Origin of the sequence: Rhodococcus sp. MALMAid1271, from assembly GCF_049195265.1 — a bacterium.
In the GTDB taxonomy this organism is placed as follows: Bacteria; Actinomycetota; Actinomycetes; order Mycobacteriales; family Mycobacteriaceae; genus Rhodococcoides.
On sequence record NZ_JBMIRQ010000067.1, the window covers coordinates 52,417 to 79,350 of the forward strand.

General features: G+C 65.9%; 23 protein-coding genes. 9 read left to right on the forward strand and 14 right to left on the reverse strand.

The annotated features are described in order from the left end of the window. Positions 1-47 precede the first annotated feature (47 nt). The 12 genes from murG to ACOQFP_RS09015 form a co-directional block, all read right to left on the reverse strand. Positions 48-1,190 (reverse strand): undecaprenyldiphospho-muramoylpentapeptide beta-N-acetylglucosaminyltransferase, encoded by a 1,143-nt coding sequence (murG, locus tag ACOQFP_RS08960; RefSeq protein ID WP_206489155.1) that lies wholly within the window; start codon positions 1,188-1,190, stop codon positions 48-50. Then, positions 1,187-2,785, reverse strand: a complete 1,599-nt coding sequence (ftsW, locus tag ACOQFP_RS08965; protein ID WP_421584068.1) for a putative lipid II flippase FtsW — start codon at positions 2,783-2,785, stop codon at positions 1,187-1,189. The genes murG and ftsW overlap by 4 nt, the downstream gene beginning before the upstream one ends. After that, positions 2,782-4,242, reverse strand: coding sequence for a UDP-N-acetylmuramoyl-L-alanine--D-glutamate ligase (gene murD / locus ACOQFP_RS08970; protein WP_341243786.1), 1,461 nt, complete (start codon positions 4,240-4,242; stop codon positions 2,782-2,784). Before murD ends, ftsW begins: the two co-directional genes overlap by 4 nt. A gap of 3 nt (positions 4,243-4,245) precedes the next feature. Next, positions 4,246-5,331 (reverse strand): phospho-N-acetylmuramoyl-pentapeptide-transferase, encoded by a 1,086-nt coding sequence (mraY, locus tag ACOQFP_RS08975; RefSeq protein WP_206489158.1) that lies wholly within the window; start codon positions 5,329-5,331, stop codon positions 4,246-4,248. Next, the gene (locus tag ACOQFP_RS08980) at positions 5,328-6,845 is read right to left on the reverse strand and encodes a UDP-N-acetylmuramoyl-tripeptide--D-alanyl-D-alanine ligase (RefSeq protein WP_421584069.1); all 1,518 of its coding nucleotides are present in this window, start codon (positions 6,843-6,845) and stop codon (positions 5,328-5,330) included. The genes mraY and ACOQFP_RS08980 overlap by 4 nt, the downstream gene beginning before the upstream one ends. After that, on the reverse strand, positions 6,842-8,443 hold the full coding sequence (locus tag ACOQFP_RS08985) for a UDP-N-acetylmuramoyl-L-alanyl-D-glutamate--2,6-diaminopimelate ligase (protein WP_421584070.1): 1,602 nt from the start codon (positions 8,441-8,443) through the stop codon (positions 6,842-6,844). The genes ACOQFP_RS08980 and ACOQFP_RS08985 overlap by 4 nt, the downstream gene beginning before the upstream one ends. A 164-nt stretch (positions 8,444-8,607) precedes the next feature. Next, entirely contained in the window at positions 8,608-10,464 is a 1,857-nt protein-coding gene (locus tag ACOQFP_RS08990; protein ID WP_206489161.1) for a peptidoglycan D,D-transpeptidase FtsI family protein, read from the reverse strand. Further along, positions 10,461-11,282: a hypothetical protein gene (locus tag ACOQFP_RS08995; RefSeq protein ID WP_421584071.1), complete on the reverse strand. Its 822-nt coding sequence runs from the start codon at positions 11,280-11,282 to the stop codon at positions 10,461-10,463. Before ACOQFP_RS08995 ends, ACOQFP_RS08990 begins: the two co-directional genes overlap by 4 nt. Continuing rightward, entirely contained in the window at positions 11,279-12,310 is a 1,032-nt protein-coding gene (gene rsmH, locus ACOQFP_RS09000; RefSeq protein ID WP_206489162.1) for a 16S rRNA (cytosine(1402)-N(4))-methyltransferase RsmH, read from the reverse strand. Before rsmH ends, ACOQFP_RS08995 begins: the two co-directional genes overlap by 4 nt. 220 nt (positions 12,311-12,530) lie before the next feature. Continuing rightward, positions 12,531-12,962 carry a division/cell wall cluster transcriptional repressor MraZ gene (gene mraZ / locus ACOQFP_RS09005; protein ID WP_094679124.1) on the reverse strand — a complete coding sequence of 144 codons (432 nt, stop codon included), beginning with the start codon at positions 12,960-12,962 and terminating at the stop codon, positions 12,531-12,533. A 603-nt stretch (positions 12,963-13,565) separates the two neighbouring features. Further along, positions 13,566-14,003 (reverse strand): DUF3040 domain-containing protein, encoded by a 438-nt coding sequence (locus tag ACOQFP_RS09010; RefSeq protein WP_421584072.1) that lies wholly within the window; start codon positions 14,001-14,003, stop codon positions 13,566-13,568. Positions 14,004-14,230: 227 nt separating this feature from the next. Beyond that, positions 14,231-14,686, reverse strand: a complete 456-nt coding sequence (locus ACOQFP_RS09015; RefSeq protein WP_206489164.1) for an SAV_6107 family HEPN domain-containing protein — start codon at positions 14,684-14,686, stop codon at positions 14,231-14,233. A gap of 196 nt (positions 14,687-14,882) precedes the next feature. On the opposite strand from ACOQFP_RS09015, the gene ACOQFP_RS09020 reads away from it, so the two are divergent. From ACOQFP_RS09020 to ACOQFP_RS09040, 5 genes are read left to right on the forward strand one after another with little or no spacing between them, the layout of a single operon-like run. Then, positions 14,883-15,500: an N-acetyltransferase gene (locus ACOQFP_RS09020; RefSeq protein WP_341244722.1), complete on the forward strand. Its 618-nt coding sequence runs from the start codon at positions 14,883-14,885 to the stop codon at positions 15,498-15,500. A gap of 4 nt (positions 15,501-15,504) precedes the next feature. Then, positions 15,505-17,109 (forward strand): phytoene desaturase family protein, encoded by a 1,605-nt coding sequence (locus ACOQFP_RS09025; protein ID WP_421584073.1) that lies wholly within the window; start codon positions 15,505-15,507, stop codon positions 17,107-17,109. Then, on the forward strand, positions 17,106-17,954 hold the full coding sequence (locus tag ACOQFP_RS09030) for a carotenoid biosynthesis protein (protein WP_421584074.1): 849 nt from the start codon (positions 17,106-17,108) through the stop codon (positions 17,952-17,954). The genes ACOQFP_RS09025 and ACOQFP_RS09030 overlap by 4 nt, the downstream gene beginning before the upstream one ends. 23 nt (positions 17,955-17,977) lie before the next feature. Continuing rightward, the gene (locus ACOQFP_RS09035; protein WP_206489168.1) at positions 17,978-18,721 is read left to right on the forward strand and encodes an LppM family (lipo)protein; all 744 of its coding nucleotides are present in this window, start codon (positions 17,978-17,980) and stop codon (positions 18,719-18,721) included. Further along, positions 18,718-19,887, forward strand: a complete 1,170-nt coding sequence (locus ACOQFP_RS09040) for a glycosyltransferase (protein WP_421584075.1) — start codon at positions 18,718-18,720, stop codon at positions 19,885-19,887. The genes ACOQFP_RS09035 and ACOQFP_RS09040 overlap by 4 nt, the downstream gene beginning before the upstream one ends. 4 nt (positions 19,888-19,891) lie before the next feature. On the opposite strand, the gene metF is transcribed toward ACOQFP_RS09040, so the two are convergent. Beyond that, positions 19,892-20,860 (reverse strand): methylenetetrahydrofolate reductase [NAD(P)H], encoded by a 969-nt coding sequence (metF, locus tag ACOQFP_RS09045; protein WP_374222372.1) that lies wholly within the window; start codon positions 20,858-20,860, stop codon positions 19,892-19,894. A 64-nt stretch (positions 20,861-20,924) separates the two neighbouring features. Between metF and ACOQFP_RS09050 the strand changes: the two genes are divergently transcribed. The 4 genes from ACOQFP_RS09050 to ACOQFP_RS09065 all read left to right on the forward strand — a co-directional run bounded on the left by ACOQFP_RS09050 (position 20,925) and on the right by ACOQFP_RS09065 (position 26,521). Beyond that, positions 20,925-22,127 (forward strand): polyprenyl synthetase family protein, encoded by a 1,203-nt coding sequence (locus ACOQFP_RS09050; protein ID WP_341244726.1) that lies wholly within the window; start codon positions 20,925-20,927, stop codon positions 22,125-22,127. Positions 22,128-22,138: 11 nt separating this feature from the next. Beyond that, positions 22,139-23,722: a phytoene desaturase family protein gene (gene crtI / locus ACOQFP_RS09055; RefSeq protein WP_421584076.1), complete on the forward strand. Its 1,584-nt coding sequence runs from the start codon at positions 22,139-22,141 to the stop codon at positions 23,720-23,722. Between the two features lie 158 nt (positions 23,723-23,880). Next, positions 23,881-25,521 (forward strand): alpha-(1->6)-mannopyranosyltransferase A, encoded by a 1,641-nt coding sequence (locus tag ACOQFP_RS09060; protein WP_421584077.1) that lies wholly within the window; start codon positions 23,881-23,883, stop codon positions 25,519-25,521. 10 nt (positions 25,522-25,531) lie between these two features. Beyond that, the gene (locus ACOQFP_RS09065; protein WP_421584078.1) at positions 25,532-26,521 is read left to right on the forward strand and encodes a phytoene/squalene synthase family protein; all 990 of its coding nucleotides are present in this window, start codon (positions 25,532-25,534) and stop codon (positions 26,519-26,521) included. Here the strand turns inward: ACOQFP_RS09065 and ACOQFP_RS09070 are convergent. After that, entirely contained in the window at positions 26,493-26,864 is a 372-nt protein-coding gene (locus tag ACOQFP_RS09070) for an Rv2175c family DNA-binding protein (protein WP_341245351.1), read from the reverse strand. The genes ACOQFP_RS09065 and ACOQFP_RS09070 overlap by 29 nt on opposite strands. Positions 26,865-26,934 lie beyond the last annotated feature (70 nt).

Genomic DNA, 26,934 nt, shown 5'->3' on the forward strand with positions numbered 1-26,934 from the left:
ACGCGGACGTCTCCCTCGTTCTCTTCGCATGCTCGACGCCGCCCGGATCAGCGCCGCGCCGCGAGCGCAGTATCGAGCACGATCTGCGCGACGGCGGCCGCTGCACCCTTGTGCCCAGCGGCTGCCGCAGCTGCGGACATGGTGGCAATTGTCTCGGTGTCGGCCAGCATTGCGACCACCGTATCGCTCACGTACTGCACGGTCAGTGTCGCGTCGGATACCAGGATGCCACCTCCGGCGTCGACGACCGGGCGGGCGTTGAGTTCCTGCTCACCGTTGCCGTGCGGCAACGGGACGTAGACGGCGGGCAGACCGGTTGCCGATACCTCCGCGACCGTCATCGCCCCGGACCGACAGATCGCCATGTCTGCGGCTGCGTACGCCAGATCCATCTGGTCGATGTACGGCAAGGCGACGTAGGGCGCGTCGGGGTTGCTCTGTTCGACGGCGAGTGTGTTCTTGGGTCCATGCGCATGCAGGACCGAAATACCGGCACCGGCGAGGGCACGGGAGGCGCCCGACACCGCGTCGTTGAGCGACCGGGCTCCCTGCGAACCGCCGAACACCAGCAGCACAGGGCCCTTCTCGGGAAGACCGAAGTGCGCTCGGGCCCGCGCCCGCAGCTTCGCTCGGTCGAGACCGGTAATGGTGGGACGCACCGGGATTCCGATCACCTCCGCGTCCGCGCGGCCGCGCGCGGTGATGCCCGACCCGGCCACGGCGGCCAGTACCCGCTCGGCAGAGCGGGCACCGACTTTGTTCGCGATGCCGGCCCTGGCATTGGCCTCGTGAATGACCACCGGAATTCGGCCACCACGGCCGAGCACTCGACCGCGCGCCGCAAGGTAGGCAGGCAACGCGATGTAGCCACCGAACCCGACGAGCACATCGGCCTCGACGGCCGCGAAGATCTCCCTGGTTCTGCGCACCGATCGCGCAACCCGAATCGGCAGTTTCAGCAGATCGAGAGTGGGTTTACGCGGCAGCGGAACAGGCGGAATGAGTTCGAGGGCATACCCACGGGCGGGAACGAGCGTCGTCTCCAACCCTCGACTGCTCCCGAGGGCAGTGACGGTGACGGTGGGATCGAGGACGCGCAGGGCATCGGCCACAGCGAGCGCAGGCTCGATGTGCCCGGCCGTTCCGCCCCCGGCAACCACTACGGAAATCGGTCGAGAAGTGTGCTTCACCGTCGATATCCTCGCTCACCGGAGCGGACGGCCGGGCGACCGGGTTGCGGTTCCGGACGGGGCCTGCGGGGCGACCGAGCCCCGGCGAGGTATTCGGCACCGGCCTCGCGCCGCTGCGGATCGGCTCGGCGGGCCGAGTCGGTCCGGTATCCGGCCGAGGTCGGCGAGCCGGCCCGCGAACTGGATGCGCGGGTGCGTGGCGTCTCGGTGGCACGCGCACCTGCACCGGGCTTGCCCTTGCCGTTGCCCTTGCCCTTGCCATTGCCCTTGCGGGACTCGAGCCGCTTGCGGTCCTGTGCTGCGAGAGTGGGCCGAGTGGACTTCGAGCGCGCCATCGCTGCTCGTTTGGGCGAGAAGACGGCGGGCAACGGCAACCGGAGAGCGCGCGCGATGCGGCCCTCTTGCCCTGCATGCAACGCCGCGATGGCCTCCGGTTCGTGCCGGGCCGCGCTCGCGATGATGCCGAACATGAGCAGGGTGATCGCGGTCGACGTGCCGCCGTAGGACACCAACGGCAACTGCAGACCGGTCACCGGGAGCAGGCCGACGACGTAGCCGATATTGATCATGGCCTGACCGAACACCCAGCACGTGGCACCGGCGGTCAACAAGCGCAGGAACGGGTCAACCGAGCGCATGGCGATGCGCAGGCCCGTGTACACGAAGAGTCCGAACAGTCCGATGACCGCGAGGCAGCCGATCGTCCCGAGTTCTTCACCGATGATGGCGAAGATGAAGTCGTTGTGCGCGTTGGGCAGGTAGCTCCACTTCGCGCGGCTCTGGCCGAGTCCTCGGCCGAACAGTCCGCCATCGGCGAGCGAGTATTTGGCCTGTGTGGACTGGTAGGACAGGCCCTGGGTGTCGTCGCCCGGGTTCAGCCAGGCCTTGACGCGATTGGATCGGTAACCGGCAGTGAACGCGAGCACCGTTGCCAGAGCCAGACCGGTCATCAGAACCGCACCGAACAGCCGGGCATTGAGGCCGGCGAACCACAGCAACGCCACCAAGATGATGCCGAGGGCAATCGCGGTACTCAGGTTCGGCTGCAATACGACCAGCAGACACATCAGCAGACCCGCAGGCAGCAGCGGCACCAGCAACGACTTGATGTTGCCGTGTTCACTGCGCCGCGAGGCCAGCAAGTGCGCACCCCACAACACCAGCGCAACTTTCGCCAGTTCGGAGGGCTGGAACGAGACGACACCGAAGTCGAACCATCGCCTCGCACCCTGCCGTTCGGCACCGATGCCGGGAATCAACACGAGCATCAGCATGGTGATCGAGACCAGGAACAGCGGGAACGAGAGCTTCCGGAGATAACGGACCGGCAACCGAAGTGCGGTGTAGAAGGCGACGGCACCGAGCGCCACGCCGATCAACTGCTGGGTGAACAGGGCGTACCCGGATTCGTCGGCCGCAAAGGATTCGGCGGACGACGCGGACAGCACCATCACCAGACCCAACACCGTCAGCAGTACCGCGATGGTGACGATGAGGTGGAACGACGCCAACGGCCGGCCCAGCCACAACCCGATTCGAGTGCGCGGCGCAGCGGTCCGACGTGGTGAACGAGGCGGCTGTCCGGTAGTGGTCACGAGCGCGTCGATCCGATGTCGGCGGCCTCGAGCCGCAGCACCGACTCGGCGAAGCTGCGGCCGCGGTGGCCGTAATCGACGAACATGTCCAGTGATGCCGCCGCGGGGGCCAACAGCACGGTATCCCCCGGCGCAGCGCGCCGAGCCGCGTGGTCGACGACCGCCCGCATCACCGCATCAGCATCTTCAGCACCATGAGTCACACCAGCATCGTCTCCCGAAGGGAGCCTGACAACGGGAACATCGGGCGCGTGTCGCGCCAAAGCCTCTGCGATCTGCATCCCATCACGGCCGAGAACGACCGCAGCCACGAGCCGATCGGCGATCTCGACCACCAAGTCGTCGATCACCGCGCCCTTCAACAAACCACCGGCGATCCACACCACCCGCTCGTGCGCCAGGATCGACGACCGCGCCGCGTGCGGGTTGGTCGCCTTCGAATCGTCGACGAACGTCACGCCGGCGAGTTCGCGCACCACCGCAGCCCGATGGGGCCCCACCCGATAGCTCTGCAAACCGGCCTGCACCGCGTCGGCCTGCACCCCGATCGAACGAACGAGCGCGCTCGCAGCGAGCGCATCCAGAACCCCCGACGGTCCGCTCGGCTCGACATCGTCGGCCGCGATCAGATCCACGTCGACACCGAAAGCGTTGTCCACCAGCACACCCCCGCGCACACCCAGCTCACCCGAGGCCGGCTCCCCGAGCCGGAACCCGACAACCGTCGGAGCAGGTGCCTCAGCCGAAAGACTCGAAGCCCTGGCATCGTCGAGACCCACGACGGCAACATCACCGGTCAAGGCACGCGCTTTGGCCGAGACGTACCCGTCCATACCGCCGTGCCAGTCCAGATGATCCTCGGCGATGTTCAGAACCACACCCGCCGCCGGGCGCACCGACGGGGCCCAGAACAACTGGAACGAGGACAGTTCCACGGCGAGAACACTCGGGTGCGGGGTACGACGCAAGGCGTCGGCGATGGGGAGTCCGATGTTGCCGCAGGCCACCGACTCGATCCCGGCTGCCTCCAGAATCGACGCCACCATCGAGGTCGTCGTCGTCTTTCCGTTGGTTCCGGTCACCACCAGCCAGCGCGTCCGGGGGCCGTACAGCTCGGCCAGGTCTACCTGCCACGACAGTTCCACATCTCCCCACACCGGAATTCCCTGTTCGGCAGCAGCCGCCAAGACCGGTGAGTCGGGACGGAAACCGGGACTGGTGACGACGAGAGAGAACTCGGCGATCGCCGAGGCGTCGGAGAGCAGTTCGTCCTGCAGCACCACCGCCGCTCCGCGATTCGCCGCCTCGTCGAGGGCAGTGCGGTCGGAATCGGTGACGGTGACGACAGCTCCGAGATCGAGCAAGGGCTGCACGACGGCGAGCCCGGAGACTCGCGCACCGGTGACCAACACCGAGCTACCGCGCAACCAGGTCAGATCGGTCGATGACTGCGCCATGCCTTACCCGCCGACAGCAGCGAGGTACTCGCTGTAGAACAGGGCAAGACCGACCGCCGACGCGATGGCGGCCAGCAACCAGAACCGGATGATCACCGTCGTCTCGGCCCATCCCGCCAACTCGAAATGATGATGGAACGGTGCCATGCGGAATACGCGTCGGCGACTGGATCGGAACACCGCGACCTGAATGACCACCGACGCGGCCTCGGCGACGAACAGTGCACCGATGACCACCATGATCAGCTCCGTCTTGGTGACCACCGACAGTCCCGCGATGAGGCCGCCGAGAGCCAACGAACCGGTATCGCCCATGAATATCTTGGCCGGAGCGGCGTTCCACCACAGGAATCCGATGCATGCGCCCGCAGCGGAGGCACAGACCAGCGCCAGGTCGAGCGGATCTCGAACGTCGTAGCACCCGGGGGCAGGCCCGGCGGGGCCTGCGCACGCCTGCCGGTATTGCCAGAACGTGATGACCGTGTACGCGCCGAGCACCAGCGTCATCGACCCGGCGGCGAGGCCGTCGAGCCCATCGGTGAGGTTGACCGAGTTGGACCACGCGATCACCAGCAAGCAGACGAAGAGCACGAACACGACAGCCGACATGGACCAGGTGGCGATGTCGCGGACGTAGGACAGCTGGGTGCTGCCAGGGGTGAGCCCGCTGTCGCTGCGGAACTGCAGAACCAGGATGGCGAAGAGCACCGCAGCGGTTATCTGGCCGACATACTTGCCGGTGGCGTTCAGGCCCAGGTTGCGCTGCTTGCGAATCTTGATGAAGTCGTCGAGAAACCCGACGAGTCCGAGCACCGTGGTCAGTCCGAGAACGAGCAGGGCAGAGGCCGACGGACCGTCGGCGTCGTATCCGATTCCGATCAGGTGCGAGCCCCAGTAGCCGGCCCAGAGGCCGACGAGAATCGCGACGCCGCCCATCGTCGGCGTGCCGCGCTTGGACTGGTGACTGGCGGGACCCTCCACGCGAATCTCTTGACCGAAGCCCTGTTTCGAGAACGCTTTGATCAGCACAGGCGTCAGCAGGATCGCGACGGCCAGTGCGATGCCGCCGGCGAACAGGATCTGCCTCACTGCTCACCCTCCGCGGAGGCTGCGACGGCACTCGACACCTCGGCCAGCAGAGCGTCCGCGACGGTCCACAGAGCACCGGACTGCGAGGCCTTCACGAGAACGATGTCGCCGGGACGCACCTCCTCGCGCAGCACGTCGATCGCGGTCTCGCGATCGGGTACCAGCATCGATTCCTCACCCCAGGAACCTTCCATGACCGCACCCTGATGCAACGCCCGAGTGGGACGTCCAGTGTCGACGATGATCAGCCGATCGACGTCGAGTCGAACAGCGAGCCGACCGATCGCGTCGTGCTCGACCACCGAGTCCGCCCCCAGCTCACCCATCTCACCGAGCACTGCCCAGCTGCGACGCTTGTGCCCGTCGTCCCGGCGTGACATCGACACCAACGCCTTGAGTGCAGCCCGCATCGAATCCGGATTGGCGTTGTAGGAGTCGTTGACGACGGTGACCCCGTCGGCGCGGGTACGCACGTCCATCCGCCGGATCGACGTCGGAGCTGCAGCCGCCAATGCGTCGGCCACCTGGCTGAGCGTCGCTCCGCATTCGAGTGCGACCGCCGCAGCGGCGAGCGCGTTTCCGACCTGATGTTCACCGTGCACTGCCAGCGTGATCGGTACCGATCCTGCCGCGCATTCGAGCGTGAACGCCGCCCGGGCGTCGGCGTCGACCCGAACGTCGACAGCCCTGATGTCGGCATCGGCACTCTGACCCACTGTGACGACCGATGCCGTTGTGCGCGTTGCCATCTCGGCAACGAGTCGATCGTCGGCATTGAGGATCGCCACTCCCCCGTCCGCGGCGCTCGGGAGGGCTTCGACGAGTTCCCCCTTCGCCAGCGCGATAGCGGCACGCGATCCGAACTCGCCCAGGTGCGCGGTGCCCACGTTGAGCACCACCCCGATACGCGGCGGTGCGAGGGCGGCGAGTGCGGCGATGTGGCCGATTCCTCTGGCGGACAGCTCGAGACAGAGGAAGTCGGTCTCGGCGTCTGCGCGCAGAGCGGTCCACGGATGGCCGAGTTCGTTGTTGAACGATCCGGGAGGTGCCACCACCGAGCCGAGCGGTGCAAGTACCGCCGAGATGAGGTCTTTGGTGGAGGTCTTCCCCGAGGATCCGGTCACGCCGACGACGGTCAGCCCGTGCTGAGCGGTGAGTTCGAGCACCGACTCCCTCGCCAGCGCACCGAGTGCGGTCAAGACCGCCGATCCTGAGCCGTCGGGATCGTGTTCGAGAGCCATGGCGCGGCTCTCGTGCGGAACCGGACGCACCACGACGGCAGGTACCCCGACAGGTCGTGCGGCAAGCACCAGCGCCGCACCGGCGGCAACCGCATCGGGTGCGTGCTCGTGGCCATCCACCTTGGCTCCGGGCAGAGCGAGAAAGACGCTGCCGGGGGTGACCTTGCGTGAATCGAACTCCACCGGACCTGGCACGAGGACCGTCGGATCCGGTACCTCGTGCACGGTGCCGCCGACTATCTCGGCGATGCGGCCGATCGACAGCGGAATCACCGCGTACCTGCACTCGCGGTGAACAGCCGAGCGTCGATCGCCGAGGCGAGCTCCACCCGGTCGTCGAACGGGTGCTTCACCCCGGCCACCTCCTGGCCGGTCTCGTGCCCTTTTCCTGCGATCAACACAACATCCCCCTCGCGTGCCCACTCCACGGCCTGCTCGATCGCCGCTGCGCGGCCTGCCACATTCCGGACCTCGCCACGTGCGTCCGCCGGCACCGACAGTGCGCCGTCCTCCACTGCCCGCCGAATGACGGCGGGATCCTCGCTGCGTGGGTTGTCGTCGGTCACCACCAGCAGGTCGGCACCACGTGCCCCGGCCGCACCCATGAGCGGCCGCTTCGCGGTGTCGCGGTCTCCGCCTGCACCGAGTACCACGGCGATCCGGCCACGGGAGGATTCACGCAACGTGGCCAGTACGGCCTCGACGGCCGCAGGCTTGTGGGCGTAGTCGACAACGGCCACGAAATTCTGCCCCCGATCGATGCGCTGTACGCGTCCTGGCACATCGACCGTCGCAAGCCCGGCCGCCGCCTTCGGCGCATCCACTCCGGCTGCGGCGCACGTCGCCAGCGCCAGCACGCTGTTCGAGACGTTGTATCGCCCCGGGAGCCGGACCGAGACCGGCAGCTTCTCACCGTGCGGGTCGGTAACGACGAAGGACTGCGTGCCGTCGTCGTGTTTGGCCCAGTCCGAGACCGACCAGTTCGAGTCGTCACCAGTAGAGGCGGTGACCACGGTCGATCCGGCCGCGCGAGCGATCTCTGCCATACGGAGCCCCCACGAATCGTCCACGCAGACGACAGCGGTCTCTGCCCGCACGGCCGAGTCGGCGGCGAACAATCGACTCTTGGCCAGAAAGTAGTCCTCCAGGGAACCGTGGAAATCGAGATGATCCTGAGACAGATTGGTGAACGCTCCGACGGCGAAGCAGGTGCCGTCCACCCGCCCCAGCGACAGCGCGTGGGAGGACACCTCCATCACCACGGTATCGACGCCCTGTTCCACCATGACCGCGAAGAGCGCGTGCAACTGTGGTGCCTCGGGGGTGGTGAGAGCGCTCGGCACGTGCCGACCTGCCACGCGCGTTTCGATCGTGCCGATCAACCCACAACGCCGACCCGCAGCGGTCAGGCCGGCCTCGATGAGATACGAGGTCGTCGTCTTCCCCGATGTACCGGTGATCCCGATGACGGTCATCTTCGACGAGGGGTTGCCGTAGATCAGCGCTGAGGCTCTTCCCAGTATTTCCCGTGGGCGATCGTGCACGAGCACCGGAACCTGGCGTTCCGTGGCTGCGCATACGCGCCGGACGATGTCGAGCCCGTCGGGGTCGGTGAGAACGGCCACCGCACCGCGATCGACCGCGTCGGCGGCGAACTCGGCACCGTGACGACTCGATCCGGGCAGTGCCGCGAAGAGATCGCCGGGCAGGACGGACTGTGCTCGCAAATCGATACCGGTCACCGATACGCCCGCGGGGTCGCCGGCGCCGATCACGGCACCGGATGCAGACGCCACCTGAAGAACCTCGGTGTGCGGTGGCTGCGCCGGACGTGAACCCGGAGCCGGACGTGAATCCGATGAAACAGTCACTCCTGCTCCCTTCCTCTATGCTGCCGGCCGCGCACCTGCGCCGACTCGATCGCGCAGTGCTGCGGCGGCGGCCGAACGAACGAGTCCGAACCGATGTGTCAGATTACCGGCGACCGGGACGTCGATGTCGCCACCCCGACCCACCGCACGTCGACAATCGGATCTCAGTCCGCCTGCAGCACCAGCTTGGGGCCGGGGTCTGCGGACATGGGCACACTGTCCCGCTGGAGCATCCAGCTGGCGATGTTGTGGAACAGGGGTGCTGCCGATTGCCCGCCGGAGCCGTCGGCGCTGCGCGTCGGGGCGTCGAGCATGATCCCGATCACGTAGCGGGGATCGTCGGCCGGCGCGATACCCGCGAAGGTGATCCAGTACTTCGAGTTCGAGTAGCACTTGCACTCCGGGTCCACCTGCTGCGCCGTACCGGTCTTTCCACTGATCTGATACCCCTCGACACCGGCGGCGACCCCGGTGCCGCGCTGATTGCCCGTGTCGTCCTGGGTGACGGATCGAAACATGTTCCGGACCGTCTTCGCGGTCTGTGGGCTGACCACGTACACGCCGTCCGGCCGCTCGGTCTCGGTCCGCTGACCGTTGGCGTCCACGGTCGCCTCGATGATCCGGGGTGGGATGCGGATTCCGTCGTTGGCGATGGCCTGGTACATCCCGGTCATCTGCAGCAGTGTCATCGACAATCCCTGCCCGATCGGCAGGTTGGCGAACGTACCGCCCGACCACTGATCGCGGCTCGGCACGCTTCCTGCGCTCTCGTTGGGCAGACCGACGTCACTGCGCTGGCCCAGGCCGAATCTGTTCAGCATGTCGGCATAGCGATCCTCGCCGACGCGTTGCGCCAGCATCAGGGTGCCGACGTTGGAGGATTTACCGAATACGCCGGTGGTGGTGTACGGCGCGACACCGTGGTCCCAGGCATCCTTGACGGTCACCCCGGACATGAAGATGCTGCCCGGAACCTGCAGCACCTCGTCGGGTGTGGTGAGCCCGTTCTCGATGGCCGCGGCAGCAGTGATGATCTTGTTCACCGATCCCGGCTCGAACGGGGTGGTGACAGGCAGATTGCCCATCTGCTTGTTGCGGTCGTTGTTGCCGACACCGATACCTGCGTTGAAGGTGTTGTCGTTCGACATCGCCAGCACCTCGCCGGTACGCGAATCCTGCACGTACGCCGATGCGTCCTTGGCTCCGGACAGGTCCTTCGCCAGTTGAACCTGCTGTTGTACGTAGTACTGAAGATCAGCATCGATGGTCAGTTCGACGCTGGAACCGTTGACGGCGGGCTGCTTGTCTCGCCAACTGCCGGGAATGACGGCACCGTCGGAACCGCGGTCGTAGGTCTGCGATCCGTCGGTTCCGGCCAAGGTTGCGTCGAGGGAATCCTCCAGACCGAGCAGACCGTGTCCGTCCCACCCGGTGGCACCGACGATGTTCGCGGCCAGAGACCCGCCCGGATACTCGCGGATGTCCTGTCGCTCCAGACCGACCTGCCTGAAATCAGCACTGATCTTCGACGCGATGGTGGCATCGACACCACGTGCCAGATAGGTGAATTCGTCATCGCTGTTCAGCTTCGCAAGCAGATCCTTCTCGCTGATCACATCGCCGAGATCGCTGTGGATACGCGCCGCGATGTCCTCGAGATACTGCTCCGTCTCCGGTTGGGTTGGATCCGCCGCTCTGGCCTCGTCGAGTTCCCTACGTACTCGAACAGGCTGGAATGTCAGCGCTTTCGCTTCCATCGTGAACGCGATCGGATTTCCGTTGCGATCGAGAATGGACCCGCGCAACGCGGGATCGACGATCGTGGTGGTGCGCTGCGAGGCCGACTCGGCCGACAGCCTGGGGCCGTCGACTCCCTGAATCCACAGCAATTGGGCTGCTGCAACGATCAGCGCCGTGTACATCAGAATCCGCCCGGTTCCGTGACGGAACCGAAAGGTGGACGAGTCGAGACGCTTTCGGTTCGGTGGCCGACGGCGCGAAGCAGGCGTTGGCCTGGTCACTGCCCGTCACCCGCGGCGTCGTCGGTGGACGGAGCCGAGGGCGCGTCGACCGAAGGTGTTTCGCCCGAGGGAAGGCTCATGGGAACCAATTGTTCAGCAAGCGCGTCATTTCCAGCCCCATTGCCCGCACTCGGCGTGGCGGCGCGGGTATCGACCGTTCCCGAGGTTCGGTTGGGTTGCGAGGCACTGCGCGGAGTCAGTTGCTGCTGCGTTCCCGTAGCAGGCATCGCGGCCTCGCTCCCAGCGGTGTTGGTGACCGGGTCGAGCGGCGGCACCGGTGCGCCGTCGGCAGGGACCGGGGTGCCCACCACCTGCACACCGCCGTCTGCTCCGACGATCAGGCGCGGGGGATTCTTCGCCGGAACCATGCCGAGTCCAGCGGCCTTGCGAGCCAACTCGGTGGGTGATTCCGCCAACTCGATATCGCGCTGCAGAGATGCTCGCTGCTGGGCGAGTTCGGTGTTCACTGCCTTCGCTGCGCTCAGATCGTAGGAGTCGCCCGCAGACCGCGTGGTCAGCAGCAACGTCAAACCGAGACCGAGGGCAAGTAGGCCGATGATCAATGCGACGAACGGAATTCGCGCTGCGATAGCACTGCCGTCGATCGACCGACGTTGGCTGGAACCGCGGGCCGAATCCGAGGTGTGAATCGATGCGCGCTGCTGTCTGCGCTCGTACGCCCGAAGAGCCGCGCCGGATCGTCCACCGCGACGGCCGGTGGGTTCTGGGCCCGAAAGTGGACCCTGCGGAACGACATTGCGCCTGGAGGCTGGAACTCGACTGCGCTGTGTCCCGACAGATGCGCCTGGAACTGTCATTCCGCTCTCCTTGCAATCCGTTCGGCGGCGCGCAATCTCACCGGAGCCGAACGTGGGTTGACATCGATCTCTGCATCCGAGGCACGCTCGGCCCCTCTGGTCAGTAGCCGAAACTCCGGACCCATTCCGGGAAGCTCCACCGGCAATCCCTCCGGGCTACGGGACTTGATCCGAGGTGCCAACTCCTGCTTGACAACTCGATCTTCGAGCGATTGGTAGGACATGAAGACCACTCGGCCGCCGACGGCCAAGGCATCGAGCCCGGCGGGCACTGCGGCCTTCAACGAGTCCAGCTCGCCGTTGACCTCGATCCGCAGGGCCTGAAAAGTCCGCTTGGCCGGATGTCCGCCCGTACGCCGCGTCGCGGCAGGGATTGCGGCGTAGAGCAGTTCCACCAACGGACCGCTCGTCGTGAACGGGGTGTGCTCGCGTCGACGCAGCACCGCAGAGGCGATCTTGCCTGCGAACCGCTCTTCTCCGTATGTACTGAGCACGCGCGCGATATCGCCGTGCGAATACGTGTTGAGGATGTCGGCAGCGGTGATGCCCACCGTCGGATTCATCCGCATGTCCAGTGGGGCATCGACGGAGTACGCGAATCCACGCTCGGACTCGTCCAATTGCATCGACGACACCCCGAGATCGAACAGAATGGCGTGCACCGATCCGAGCGCCGGCAGCCCGGCCTCACCGAGCGCCTCTGCGATTCCGTCGTAAGTGTTGTGGACCAGCGTGATTCGATCCGAATAGGGAGACAACCGGGCACCCGCGAGTTCGAGCGCATCTGGATCGCGGTCGAGCCCGATCAAGTGCAGCTGCGGATAGGTACGCAGAAAGTGTTCGGAATGACCGCCGAGTCCGAGCGTTGCATCGATCATGACGGGCACGCTGTCGGCGGAATCGAGTGCAGGACCCAATAATTCGACCGCTCGCTCCAGTCGAACCGGAACGTGAACCGGAGCTTCGGATCGTTGGCGGGTTCGGTCGGCGGACGAGCTGCTCTCGTCCTTCCCGACGCCCTCCGTCATGGTTCCTCCCGGTCGTGCGTACGTACTTCTCGCCCGGGTCCGGGCCGTGCGGGTTGCCCATGGGCACCGTCACGAATGCTTCGAGGTCCCTGTCCGATAGGGAACCTGGCGTTGGGGAAGAACGTCAGGGTCCTGATCTGCGAAACCTGGCGTTGGGGAAGAACGTCAGGGTTCTGATCGGGCAGAGGCCTCGCTGCACTCGCAGGCGACCCAGGGCGGGTTACAAGATCCCTCCGAGGGATTCATCGAAAGCGTCGGAGAAATCCTGCTCGTTCTCAGCGGAGTAGCGGGCCCATGCCTCGTCGTTCCAGATTTCGATGAAGTCCATCGAACCGATCACCACGCAGTTTCGCTCGAGCCCCGCGTAACGGCGGTGTTCGGCACTGATGGTGATGCGACCCTGTCCGTCCGGCCGCTGCTCGTCGGTTCCCGAGAAGAACTGACGCACATAGGCACGGGCTTTCGGGTTGGCACGAGACGCTGCCGTCAGCTTCCGAGACCGCTCGGCGAAGTCTGCCGCGGTGTAGACCGCGAGGCTGAAATCCTGCCCCTTGCTCACCATGACACCTCCCGCAAGCGCGTCTCGAAATTTGGCCGGCAACGTGAGTCGACCCTTGTCGTCGAGCTTCGGCGTGTAGGTACCGAGAAACACTCGCCACCTCCAGCCTCGACTCTCCGCTGCGGACCACTTTACCCCACTCTCCCCCACTTCGACCCATCCGTAGCCGAGAAATCTTGGGAACTTTCGTAAATCACCAGCTCAACGAACCTGGGGCAGCTTTATTTTGCAGCAAGACGCGCCAGGGGTGACACCTCGCACTATGGCACTCGAACGCTCGACACCCACCCTTTCGAGCGGTTCGGCCTGGCATTTTCCGTGGTGGTGGCGCACAGGCACGCCAGACGGACCCCTATTTCGGCTCAGGTGGGGAAAAGTGGGGAATGGTGAGGAACGTGGGGCGAAGTGGGGAGTTCACCCCACGGACCCGGCGTGACGCAGTAGGAGACGACACGACACGCGACGACGGTTCCATTCAGCAGCGCTGCCACATCGGCGCTCGGGCCCGACCCGGGGTGCAATCCGGTCAGCGTGTCGCCGAGTCGCGCGATCGCCACATGGATCGACCGGGAGTCAGCGACTGTTCGGCGTTCGCAGTTCTATGACTGCAACGACAGCAGCACCTCACCGGAAGGTGAGGTGCTGCTGTGTGAGGTGTGGGAAGCCGATACGAGGTCGGCTTACATCAAAATCGAATCACTCCTGATCGAACCTCTTTCGGAACCGGTCTTCCATTCGAGAGGAGAAACTGCCGCCCTTGCGGCCACCCTTCGATTTCTGCCCGGAACCACGACCAGAGGATTCAGCAGCATTGCTCGCTGTGCTGCCTTCCTCTTGCGACCCTGCGGACCCCTTCTTGGAGCCGCCGAACAGGAACAGTGCCCCGGCACCGAACATGAACAAAAAGCCGATGAGACTGACGACGAGAAACGCCAAACTGTTCGTCGACAGAGCAACACCGGCGACGAGCAACACGAGTCCCACGACGAACAGCGCGGCAGCCTGAAAGCGCCTCCTGCTCGACGCCGCACGAACGCGGCCGCCTCTCACGTGAGACGCGAATTTGGGATCCTCGGCGTAGAGAGCGCTCTCTATTTGATCGAGCATGCGCTGCTCGTGCTCGGAGAGTGGCACGGTACCTCCCCCTGCACAGATATTGAAGGTCATTTCGGTTGCGAAACGACGGGAAGCTGACCTTGGCGGCTACCTGCTGTCGATGATACGAGCTGAATCCACTGCTTACCACCTACTCGGTCGATGTGTTCCTGAGAAACATCGAAGATTTCGAGACGGACGTGCCGGAAACGGTGTCCGAACAGTGCGTGACGTGGCAGTTCACCCGCCGCGACCACACCGCCGAGTCACGCCGATATCGGTGCCACCATCGGGTCCACTGCAGCCAAGCGTGACTGGCCACCCAGTCGATCGTCGACCGAGTTCAGGAAACGGCTGGCGTGCCGGTAGAAATCTTCGGCGTCGAGGTCGGAAACCGTGCTCGATGCCCCCGCCTCGACCGCAGCGCGGGTAGCCGAGAACGATGCGAAGTAATCCGCCCACACGGCGAGATCAGGCGCCGCCTTCGCCATCAACACCCACGCGCTGCGCGAGCGAGGACGGGCCCCGATCGAGTTCGGCACGGATGCCAGCACGGCCGCCGCGCCCTTGAGCGCTGCGGCGTAGCTCCCGAGAAAACGATCGCCTGCATCGGTCTCGCCGACGGACTCGGACAGCAATGCATCGGCTCGACCGAGCAGGACCCGGGCCTGGCGCGGCACCGGCGACAGCACGCCGGCATCGAATGCCTGTGTGATCGTCATACTCGAACACCTCCAGTTCGAATCTCCGGTGCGTACCTGACGCGCCCGGATCCCTGATGAAGCCTTACAGTCGAACCCCGGGGAATCCGACTCGCGGAACCGAGCCGACGCCACCGGTGCCCCAGGCCCCGATCATCGAACACCCGTTCGACATCTCGAATATAGCCGTGCCCACCGACAAGTTGCCGAGGAAAGGGTGAGAACAGTCGTCGCCGATGCGCAGACAGCGCCGTACCTGATCGATCTGACGCCCCCTCGATTCCGCCAGCGGCTGGGCGAGGCGCTGTCCATCTACGTCGAGGCCATGGGCTACCCCCGTGGAACCGAGCAGAGCCGCGCCCCGATGTGGAGCGAACATCTGCATCGGCCGGGTTGGCGGGCGGTGGGGGCATTGCTCCCCAACCCGGACCCGGCACAGCCCGATTCCCTGGTCGCCGTTGCCTACGGCTACCACGGCGCTGCCCACCAGTGGTGGCATCAGCAGGTACGCGACGGAATGCGGCGGGCGGGCCACTCCCCTGGACAGGTCGAGGCCGTGCTCGGTGACTACTTCGAGCTGACCGAGTTGCACGTCCTCCCGAGCGCCCAAGGCCACGGTCTCGGCGGCCGATTGTGCAGCCGACTGTTGGACGGTGTCACGACCGACAACGTGATGTTGTCCACTCCCGAAGTAGCCGGGGAAGACAATCGAGCGTGGCGGCTCTACCGGCGGCTGGGCTTCACGGACGTGCTCCGGGACTTCTCGTTCGCCGGCGATCGACGTCCGTTCGCCGTATTGAGTCGCCGGTTGCCGCTCGAGCTGCCAGTAGCCTGAGGTTGTGATCGACGCTGTGGTGGTGGGCTCAGGCCACAACGCCCTGACCTCTGCCTGTTATCTGAGCGACGCCGGGATGTCGGTGGAGGTGCTCGAACGCGACACCATCGCCGGTGGCGCGGTGTCGACCGTCGAGCGCTTTCCCGGCCACCGCGTCGACCGTGGCTCCTCGGCGCACATCATGATTCGCCACACAGGCATCATCGAAGAACTCGGCCTCGCCGAGTTCGGCCTGCGCTACATCGACTGCGATCCATGGGCCTTCGCACCGGGTGCGGTCGACACCGACGAACGAGCCATCGTCTTCCATCGCAGCGTCGACCGCACCTGCGATTCGATTGCCGCCGCGTGCGGGACAGCCGATGCGATCGCGTACCGCAACTTCGTCCACACCTGGGGTCCTCGAAGCGAGCGCACCATGCGCGCGTTCGGCGGACCACCCACCGGCCCGAAGCTGCTCCGATCCTTCTGGGGACTCGGGGCTCCGGACGGCGGCAGCATGCTTTCGCGGGAGTTCCTCGCCACCGGCGATTCCCTGTTGGACGAGCTGTTCTCGAGCGAACGCCTCAAGGCCGCACTGGCGTGGTTCGGCGCACAGTCGGGACCACCGATGTCCGAGCCGGGAACCGCGCCGATGGTGGGCTTTGCCGCCCTCATGCACACCCTCCCTCCCGGCCGCGCCGTCGGCGGCAGTGGCGCGCTGACGGAGGCGATGATCGCCCGCCTGCGGCGCGACGGTGCCGCGGTGACTCTCGGCGACGGGGTGACCTCACTCGTTCGACGCCCACACGGCTGGACCACCAGAACCGCGTCGGGACGAGCGATCGACAGCCGAATCGTCGTGGCAGGTTGTCACATCCTGACCACACTCGATCTGCTCGCCGACGGCGGGCACGACGCAGATCGGATCGCTCGGTGGCGCAGCACCATCAGGGTGGGGCCCGGCATCGGTACCGCAGTCCGGCTGGCCACCGATGCCCTACCGGTGTATCCCAGCGCCGACCGAATCGAGGACGGAACTCACGGCCTGGCCCTGCTGGTACGTGACCGCAGCCAGTTGCGCCTGGCACATGGGCACGCACTGGCCGGAGACCTGCCACCCACCCCGGCAGTTCTGGGAATGTCGTTCAGCGCCATCGATCCCACCATTGCCCCACCAGGACAACACCAGATTTCACTGTGGTCTCAGTGGCATCCTCATACTCTCGCGGACGGCAGGCGCTGGCGTTCGGTCGCTCCCGGGGAGCGTTCGTTGGCCGAGTTCGAAGCAGATCGGATCGTGGCCGAGATGGATCGGTATGCACCCGGTTTCGCGGACACAGTGATGAATCGGTATGTGCAGTCGCCCCCCGACATCGAGCGAGAGCTCGGTCTGATCGGCGGCAACATCATGCATCTCGATATGTCACTGGACCAGATGATGATGTGGCGTCCGCATCCCCAACTGGCCGGTCACCGAGTTCCAGGAGCGCGAGGGCTGTATCTCACCGGTGCATCGACCCACCCCGGCGGCGGGGTGATGGCGGCCAGTGGGCGATCGGCGGCGCGCATTGCGATCGCCGATGCCCGTGCCGCGCGGCGGCGCAGGTTCCTCGGGAGAAAGCCGTGAGGAGCGCGCCGGTTGTCGTCGCGGCCGCCGCCGTCGGTTGCCAGATCGTCTACCCGCTGGTGTCGGGATCGACCCGGGACGCCGTGACGGTGGCCGTGGTCGCGTTGCTCGCGCTCGCGTCGATCCTGCATGCCGCGCTCTACCGAGGCGCGTGGTGGACCGTGGTTCTGATCGTCGTGACCGCCGGCTCGGGGTTCGTCTCCGAGCTCGTCGGCACTGCCACCGGCTTCCCGTTCGGCGAGTACTTCTACGCGCAGAACCGCTTGGGCCCCAGTGTGTTCGAGGTTCCTCTCGTGGTGCCGCTGGCATGGACGGCCGGGTTCTATCCCATCTGGTGCGCGGTGAGCTTCGTCGTCGAGCGAATCGATATCTCGCAGGCGCGCGCTACCGCGCTCCGCATCACCGCGGTGGCGGTGGGCATGGTCGGCTGGGACCTCTACCTCGATCCGCAGATGGTCACGGACGGGCAGTGGACCTGGACCAGCGGTGCCGTCGGACTGCCGGGGGTGCCGTCGATTCCGCTGACCAACTACCTCGGCTGGCTCGTGGTCGCCACATCGATGGCCGTGATCATGTCCTCGTTCGATCGAGCCGTCGGCGGCCCGCCGCGGTCGGTTGGCCCGGCGCAGCCCTCCGGTGACGCGGTGCCCATCGGGCTCTTTCTGTGGACCTGGCTCGGTTCGGCCCTCGCCCATGCGGTATTCCTCGAGGGTGCAGAACTTCGCTACTCGGCGGTGTACGGGTTCGTGGTGATGGGAACGGTCGGAGTCCCGCTGATCGCGACGGCCTGGCGAGCTCGATCACCTCGAGACCGACACACCTCGCTGACAACCCCTGCCGACTGACATCGGCTCCATGCCCTGGCACGATGTCGGACGTGCAGTCGACATCGCGAACACCTCACCGAACCAACCGACGCCGAGTCCTCTCGGTGATCGCACTAGCCCTGCTGATTGCACCGATGCTGGCCGGTTGTCTGCGGGTGCAGGTCACGATGGGGGTCTCGGCGAACGACCGGGTGGCGGGTCAGATCGTGGCAGCCAGTGTGCCGACCTCCGACTCCGACACCGGCCCGGAACTGGTGGTTCCCTCGTCCCTCGAGGACAAGGTGCGTGTCGAACCGTACAACCAGGACGGGTACGTCGGCTCACAGGCCATTTTCGAGGATCTCTCCTTCGGCGACGTGCAGACGCTCGGTTCGATCTTCCAGAACGCTGCCGGATCGTTCCAACTCACGCTGCAACGTTCTGGTGACACCGTCAGCCTGTCGGGCAACGCGGACCTGTCCTCGGTCCCGACTCAGGGATCGGACGTCCAGTTCACCATCGCGTTCCCCGCTCGCATCGGTACCACCAACGGCACTCGCGAGAGCGACAACTCGATCTCCTGGAAACTACCGGCCGGCGAGGTCACATCCGTGCGCGCCGAGGTCAACTATCCCGATCCGAACACCCGAAGCTTCGCCGGTTGGGCCGGAATCGTCGGCGGGGTGACCGTCGGCGTCGCGGCGATCGTCGGCGCGATGGCGTGGGTCTCACGCAACCCGCCGCTGGCCAACCGTCGGCCGCGACGCCCCGGGGCGGACGACTCGACCGACAGAACATCGGTGTGACGGGCCGGCTCCTCGCACGAACAACGCAGGCCGCCGCTGTCCTCGCCTCGACCTCCGCCGCGGTGGCCTCGATGAACGCGCTGTCCATGCCGGGTCTGCGCCGTCCGACCCGTCCGGTCACCGAACGCATCTCGATCTGCATCCCGGCCCGCAACGAGGTGGGCACGCTGCCTGCTTTGATCGACGACCTGACCCAGCAGCAACTGTGCACCGACTTGAAGGTCGTCGTTCTCGACGACGACTCGACCGACGGAACGACCGCGGCAGCGAACGCGGCAGCTGCGGGTGACCCGAGAATTCGGGTCGTGACGTCCGACGCTCCACCGCCACCGGGCTGGACCGGCAAAGCCGCAGCGTGCGCCGAGCTGGCCCGGCTCGCCGACGAGGACGATGTGAACGCCTCGGTGATCGTCTTCGTCGACGCAGACGTTCGACTCGAACCCGGCGCTGTCGCGGCAGCCGTGCGGATGTTGCGCAGACGCGGCGACGGTCTGCTGTGCCCCTGGCCCGAGCAACGTGCCGGTAGCGCCGTCGAGCGACTCGTCCAACCCTTGCTGGCGTGGTCGTGGATGTCGACTCTGCCGGTGCCGGTGGCCAACGCGCTGCCGCTGCCGTCGATGGCAGTTGCGTGCGGTCAGTTCATGGCCTTCGACAAGGCTGCGTACCGGGCCATCGGCGGACACAGCTGCGTTGCCGGCAGCGCGACCGAGGATCTGGACCTGGCACGTGCACTGCGCCGACGAGGCTTTTCGACGTCGGTGGCCTCTGCTGCCGGGTTGATTCGATGCCGGATGTACGACTCAGCCGCGGATCTGCGGTCCGGATACAGCAGGTGGCTGTGGAGCGTGTTCGGCGGACCCGCGGGGTCCACCGCAGCAGCTCTGACGCTGTCCGCGATCTACCTCGTACCGCCCGTCGCCGCACTCACCTCCACGGGGTCGACGCGTCGACTCGGCGTGGCCGGGTATCTGGCCGGCACGGTATCCAGAATGGCCGCGCGGCGGCGCGAATCGGGATCGCGGTTCGGCCTCGGCGATGTGATCGACGCCGCGTTGCATCCGCTGTCGATTCTCGCGTTCGTCAGCCTGGTGGCCGAGTCACACCTACGCATGCAGCGCGGCTCGCTGTCGTGGAAATCACGCCCGATGCCCGTACCGCAGAGCTGAGAGGCTAGACCCGCGCCGGTGCCAGACCCAGGTTGCTCAGTACCTCGCGCGTCGCCCGTGCGAAGTTGAGCGTGATGAAGTGCAATCCCGGCGCACCCTCGGAGATCAACCGCTCGCCGATGGTCGTCGCCAGTTCGATGCCCACTTCTCGGACGGCAGCGCGGTCCTCCTCCGGCCCGGAACCGGCTGCGCGAGTGAATTTCTCGTCCAGGTAGGACGGGAGCGTCGTGCCGGAGAGTTCGAGCATCCGGCGGACCGAACGCAGAGAGGTGATCGGCATGATCTCGGGGATGATCGGCTTCGCGCCCTGCTCGGCATCGTGGGCACACACACGATCGCGCAATCGCAGGTAGTCGTCCACATCGAAGAACATCTGAGTGATCGAGTACTCCGCTCCGGCACGGAGCTTGTCCACCAGGCACCTGGTGTCCTGCTCCAGATCGTCGGCACGGTGGTGTCCTTCGGGAAACGATGCCACCCCTACGTGGAAGTCGCCGAGATCGCGGACCAGCCGGACCAACTCCTCCGCGTATTCGACTCCGTCGGGGTGCTTCTCCCAATCACCGAGTGGATCCCCAGGGGGGTCGCCGCGCAGCACGAGAATGTTGGTGATGCCGCGATCGGCGTAAGAGCCGACCATCGAGCGCAACTCGTCGACACTGTGCGAGACCGCTGTGAGATGCGCCACCGGAAGCAGGGTCGTCTCCTCGGCGATCTGTCCTGTAACGCGCACAGTTCGATCGCGGGTGGAGCCGCCGGCTCCGTACGTCATCGACACGAATGCGGGCTGAAGTTGCTCGAACTCACGGACTGCCCGCCACAGCCTGGCCTCTGCGGCGGCATCGCGAGGCGGGGAGAACTCGACCGAGAAGGGGATCCTGGCCTCCGGATCGTGCCGCAATCGGTCGACGATGGACGGAGTCCTCGTCACGAATCCTCGGCTCGACCGCCCCCTGACGGAATCTTCGCTCACCCGAAGATCATAGGTTGCGCTCCGTCGACGCTCGTCGGGCCTCCCGCAGGACGGGGTTCGCTGCATGTCGGCGCGCTGGTGGCGGCGCCTACTAGTGTGGGATCGGAATCCGACACACACTCACGCCGAACCCTGGAGGATCGTTCTGTCCGGAGACTCGTCTTCGCCCGTCGTCGACACCGCAACCACCGCTACCGGACCGGAGGCGCTGCGCACGGCCGTGGACGCGACCCTCACCGAGTTCTTCGCCTCGCGCCGCGCTGTGGTCGACACAGTGGGCGGCGGCTACCCCGCAGCAGTGGCCGATCTCGAAGCGTTCGTGCTCAGGGGTGGCAAGCGCATGCGTCCCGCGTTCGCGTGGACGGCGTGGCTCGGTGCCGGTGGCGAGTCGACCGGTGAACGGGCAGACGCCGTGCTCAGGGCCTGCTCAGCGCTCGAGTTGGTCCAGGCGTGCGCCCTGATCCACGACGACATCATCGATTCATCCAGCACACGACGCGGTTTCCCGACTGTGCACGTCGACTTCGCAGGCCGGCATCGAGACGCGGGCTGGTCCGGCTCCTCGGAGCATTTCGGGGAATCGGCGGCGATTCTCGTCGGCGATCTGGCCCTGTGCTGGGCCGACGACCTACTCCGCGAATCGGGTATCGACGCCGACTCCGCGCGTCGAGTGCAGCCGGTGTGGTCCGCCATGCGCACCGAGGTTCTCGGTGGCCAACTACTCGATATCGAGGCCGAGGCAGGTATCGACGAGAGCGTGGCAGCTGCGATGCGGGTCAACCGATACAAGACCGCCGCGTACACCGTCGAACGACCCCTGCATCTGGGCGCAGCGCTGGCGGACGCGGACGACGAGCTGATCGCGGCGTACCGCAGCTTCGGTGCCGATATCGGGATCGCATTCCAATTGCGCGATGACCTGCTCGGCGTGTTCGGCGACCCCGAGGTCACCGGCAAACCGTCGGGCGACGACATCACCGAGGGCAAACGCACGGTGCTCATCGCCTCGGCACTGCACCAAGCCGACCTGGCTCGCCCCGATCACGCAGCCACGATTCGGGCCGGTCTCGGTACCGATCTCGATGCTGCCGGCGTCGCCGAGATCCGTTCGATTCTGGTCGAGCTCGGTGCAGTGGATGCGGTCGAGCGGCAGATCGACGAACTCGGTACCCGCGCTCTGGCCACCCTCGACAACAGTTCGATCGAACCGGTCGCTGCCGCGCACCTGCGCGCCATGGCGACCGCCGCCATCAGACGGCAGTACTGAAAGAGAGCGTCATGTCTTCTATCCGTGCAGTCACCGGGCCCACCGACACAGTCGTGGTGGTGGGAGCCGGGCTGGCCGGACTGGCTGCCGGTCTGCATCTCATCGGGGCAGGCAAGAAAGTCGTTCTCGTCGAACGAGAGGCGAGCGTGGGCGGCCGGGTCGGGGTGTATCCGGTGTTCGACATCGACGGTTCCCACCTGTACGACGTCGACAACGGTGCCAGCGTCTTGACGATGCCGAACCTGGTGCTCGAGGCGCTCGCGGCCGTGGGTGCCGATTTCGAATCCACGACACCGCCGATTCGGCTGGCGACACTGTCGCCCTCGTATCACACGCGTTACGCCGACGGCAGCTCGATCGACGTCTACTCCGACCCCGAGGCCATGGCGGCCGAGGTCGAACGGACCTGCGGCCCCGCCGAGGCGCAGGGATACCGCAATCTACGGAGTTGGCTGGCCGCCATCTTCGACGCCGAGTTCGATCGGTACATCGACTCGAACTTCGATTCCCCGCTCGATCTCGTGGGTTCGAAGGCCGCGATCCGAGACACCGCCACGCTGGCGAGGCTCGGCGGTTTCGGCCGACTCGGACCACGCGTCGACCGATTCCTGAAAGATCCGCGATTGCGTCGGGTCTTCACCTTCCAGGCGCTCTATGCAGGCATGGCACCGCAGAAGGCACTCGCGGTGTACGGGGCCATCGCGCACATGGACACCTCGCTGGGGGTCTTCTTTCCCGAGGGCGGAATGGCGGCGATCTCCAAGGCCATGGCCGACGCCTTCGTCACCGCAGGCGGCACGCTCGAGCTCGGCACCGAGATCGTCGACATCACCGTCGACCGTGGCCGTACCGACTCGGTTTTGACCGCGACTGGTGACCGGATCGCGTGCGACGCTCTCGTTCTCACTCCCGATCTGCCCGTCGTGGACCGACTCCTCGACCGTGCTTCGGTGACGAGGCAGGGTCGAGGAAACGGCTACGGTGCCGTCTCTCCGTCGGCGGTCGTCGCACACGGCACCGTGGCCCTCGAACACACCGCCGCGTGGCCGGCCCGGGCGCATCACACCATCGACTTCGGGAACGAGTGGGCCGAGACCTTTCGCCGCATCACCGCCAAGCCGGGCAAGGGATCATTGATGGCTGATCCGTCGTTGCTCATCACCCGGCCGTCGGTGAGTGATCCGAATCTCGAAGTGATTCGCGGCGGCGTCCGCAGTGAGCCGGTATCGATTCTGGCTCCGTGCCCCAACCTCGAGAGCGCTCCCCTGCCCTGGAGCGAGCTGGCGCAGCCGTATCTCCGCGAGATTCTCACAACTCTGGAAGATCGCGGTTACACCGGGCTCCTCGACGGATTCGTCCTGGACCACCTCGACACACCCGAGACCTGGGCGCGAAAAGGCATGATCGAGGGTTCGCCGTTCTCGTCTGCACATGTGTTTCGTCAGACCGGACCGTTCCGACGCAAGAACCTGGTCTCCGGACTCGACAACGTGGTTCTCGCCGGCTCGGGTACGACACCCGGAGTGGGCGTTCCCACGGTTCTGGTCTCGGGAAAGCTCGCTGCCGAACGAGTGACAGGACGCCGGAGCCGGTAGGTTCGTTCGACTCGCCGTACCGACCAACTAAGCTGAGCGCGATCGTTTGCCGGTCGCCCTCATTGCTGCGAGCATGATCGTTCGGTGAACGGCGCGAACACATCGGCTGACGTGTTCATCTCGATCCACACTTCGTTGCAGAGGAGGAGCAGGCGGCAATGTCTTCGATTTCGTCGCACTCCACTTCCTCGGATCGATCCTCGGACGGGCCCGACCCCTCTCCTGCGCGACGGACATCGAGGCTGACCACCACCGCCAACTTTCTACGCAGCCCCGAGGGCAATGCCGCAATCCTCGGTGTCGTCGGTGCCGTCTGCATCATGTTCGGCGGATTCGGCGCAGGCAGTGTGCGCAGGCGCGACCCGCTGCTCGAGTCGATGCACCTCTCGTGGCTGCGATTCGGCCACGGATTCGTACTGTCGACCATCATCGTCTGGGTTGGCGTACTGCTGATGATCACCGCCTGGGTTCGGCTCGGGCGCGCGACCCTCCACGGCCGCACCACCGTCGGCGAACTGCGATGGATCGTGCCGGCATGGACGGCTCCGCTGCTGCTGTCGGTGCCGATGTTCAGCCGCGATGCCTATTCCTACTTGGCTCAGGGCGCTTTGCTCCGTGACGGTTTCGACCCGTACGCGGTGGGCCCCGTCGCCAATCCGGGGGTACTTCTCGACAACGTCAGCAATGTCTGGACCACCACCACAGCGCCGTACGGGCCGTTGTTCCTGCTGCTCGGGCGCGGAATCACCAGCGTGACGGGCGACAACGTCATCGCAGGCACCATGCTGCTGCGCCTGACCATGCTGCCCGGTCTCGCGCTGATGATGTGGGCTGTTCCGCGACTGGCCACACACCTGGGCGGCCGCGCGACCACCGCAGTGTGGCTCGCCGTCCTCAACCCCCTGGTGCTGATTCACCTGATCGGCGGCGTCCACAACGAACTGCTCATGGTCGGGCTGATGACTGCGGGCATCGTGTTGGCTCTCGAACATCGTCATGTCTCCGGCATCGCACTGGTGGCGATCGCCGTGGCGATCAAGGCGACAGCAGGCCTGGCATTGCCGTTCCTGGTCTGGATCTGGATGCTGCATCTGCGGGAGAAGGCTCGTGCCGAGGGCCGCGCACCGAGCTCACCGATACTGGCGTTCACCAAGACCGCAGGAATCGGAGCCGCCGTCTTCGTGGCGGTGTTCGCCGTCGCGTCCGTGGTGGCCGGAGTGGGTATCGGGTGGCTCACAGCGCTCTCGGGATCGGCCAAGATCATCAACTGGCTCTCGCTCCCGACAATTCTCGCGCACCTGGTGACCGTGAGTACCTCGTGGTTCCTCGACCTGCGCCTCGGGCCGGTTCTCGATGTGACGCGTCTGCTGTGTGCGATCGCGCTGGTCGTCGTCCTCGCCGCAGCCTGGTGGCTGGGCCGCAAGTCCGAGCGAGACGCGGTCAAGGGCATTCTGATCGCCCTGGTGGCCACCGTTGTGCTCTCCCCCGCGGCGCTGCCCTGGTACTACTCCTGGCCGCTGGCGATCGCCGCCGGATTCGCACTGTCGCGAACGACGCTGATGGTCCTGACGGGACTGTCGACGTGGCTGATGCTCGTCTTCCAGCCAGACGGCTCGATCGGGCTGTACACGTTCATGCACGTGGCGTTGGCCGTCTTCGCGGCTGTTGTGGCCGCGCTCGCGTTGACCAGGGTAGATCCGTTGCGTTTGCGGTCGGACCGGTCCAGGGAACGTCGTGCGGTGCCGAACGCCCCGAGGACCTCCGCCGCCGAATCGTCCGAGGGCGAGTCCACGTCGTGACGGCTGCGCGATGAAGGAACTGGACACCATCGACCCCGCGCTGCACGGGGCGTACCGAATCTGTCGCGAGCTCAACGCCCGGCACGGGAAGACCTATTTCCTCGCCACTCGCTTGCTCCCCGTCGACAAGCGCGCGGCCGTGCACGCGCTGTACGGCTTCGCCCGCATGGTCGACGACATCGTCGACCTCGAAGGGACCGATATCGTCGTCGGATCGGACGAGCTCAATGCTCGACGCCTCGCCGAACTCGACCTGATCGAGTCTCGAGTACGTGCGGCCTTGGCGGGAGAGCCGCTGTCGGAGAGCGTGTCCGATCAGGTCCTGAGCGCCCTGTGCGACACCGCTTTACGGTACGACATCCCACACGACTACTTCTTCGCGTTCATGCGCTCCATGCGGATGGATATTCCAGGCAGCACGGTGTTCATCTCCCGTTACCGGACGATGGAGCAGCTCCGCGAGTACATGTACGGCTCCGCTGCGGTCATCGGACTGCAGATGTTGCCGATCCTGGGAACCGTCGTCGACCGGGCCGAGGCCGAACCACCCGCCGCGGCCCTCGGTGAGGCGTTCCAGCTGACGAACTTCATCCGCGACATGGGCGAGGACCTCGATAGAGACCGGATCTACCTCCCCATGGACGAGCTCGAAGCGTTCGGAGTCGACGAGGAGCTGCTGCGCTGGTGCCGCACCACCGGCAACGTCGATGCCAAGGTCGGTCGAGCTCTGGCGCACCAGATCGCTGTCACCCGCTCGATCTACCGTACGTCCGACGCCGGCATCGAGATGCTCGATCCACGGGTGCGCCCGTCCATGCGCACGGCGTCGATACTCTACGGCCGCATTCTGGACGAGGTGGAGTCCCAGGGCTACCGCGTCCTGTCCCAGCGGGCGACCGTGCCGCAGTGGACCCGAGCTCGGATCGCACTTCCGCAGTTCTTCGTCACCGGCTTCGAGCGCGCAACCTTCGCTAGAAGGCCATCGCCTGTGCGCGCCTGATCACTTCACGCATCAGGTCACCGTGCAAGGCCGCGACGGGCGTGCCAGGCAAGCTCTCGTCCTCGGCGAACAGCCACCGCAGGATTTCCTCGTCCCCATAACCGCCGTCGTGCAGCACGGCCAACAGTCCGGGTAGCCCCTTGACGATCTCGCCTCTGGTCGTGTCGAAGAACAGCTCGGGCACACCGGGTACGCGCGAGCGCTTCAGAGCCAGCAACTGTCGGTCGCGAACGAGCTGTTCGACGCGAGTCTTGGGAACATCGAGGATCTTCGCGACATCGGCGAACTGCAGCAGAGACACCGACGGATCGAGCACGTCGTCGGCATAGGGAATGGCACTCACGCAGGTAACGTTAACGGGTCCGGCGGCCAGACTTCAAAAGTCGTCCGGCCGGTCGCAGGGTTCGCGGAGG

What these genes read in the sequence shown, in the direction of transcription:
- murD (WP_341243786.1), bottom strand. Translation starts at nt 4,242, where the DNA reads ATGGCGCAGTCATCGACCGATCTGACCTGGTTGCGCGGTAGCTCGGTG.
- ACOQFP_RS08995 (WP_421584071.1), bottom strand. Translation starts at nt 11,282, where the DNA reads ATGACAGTTCCAGGCGCATCTGTCGGGACACAGCGCAGTCGAGTTCCA.
- rsmH (WP_206489162.1), bottom strand. Translation starts at nt 12,310, where the DNA reads ATGACGGAGGGCGTCGGGAAGGACGAGAGCAGCTCGTCCGCCGACCGA.
- ACOQFP_RS09015 (WP_206489164.1), bottom strand. Translation starts at nt 14,686, where the DNA reads ATGACGATCACACAGGCATTCGATGCCGGCGTGCTGTCGCCGGTGCCG.
- ACOQFP_RS09035 (WP_206489168.1), top strand. Translation starts at nt 17,978, where the DNA reads ATGTCGGACGTGCAGTCGACATCGCGAACACCTCACCGAACCAACCGA.
- ACOQFP_RS09050 (WP_341244726.1), top strand. Translation starts at nt 20,925, where the DNA reads ATGTCGGCGCGCTGGTGGCGGCGCCTACTAGTGTGGGATCGGAATCCG.
- crtI (WP_421584076.1), top strand. Translation starts at nt 22,139, where the DNA reads ATGTCTTCTATCCGTGCAGTCACCGGGCCCACCGACACAGTCGTGGTG.
- ACOQFP_RS09060 (WP_421584077.1), top strand. Translation starts at nt 23,881, where the DNA reads ATGTCTTCGATTTCGTCGCACTCCACTTCCTCGGATCGATCCTCGGAC.
- ACOQFP_RS09065 (WP_421584078.1), top strand. Translation starts at nt 25,532, where the DNA reads ATGAAGGAACTGGACACCATCGACCCCGCGCTGCACGGGGCGTACCGA.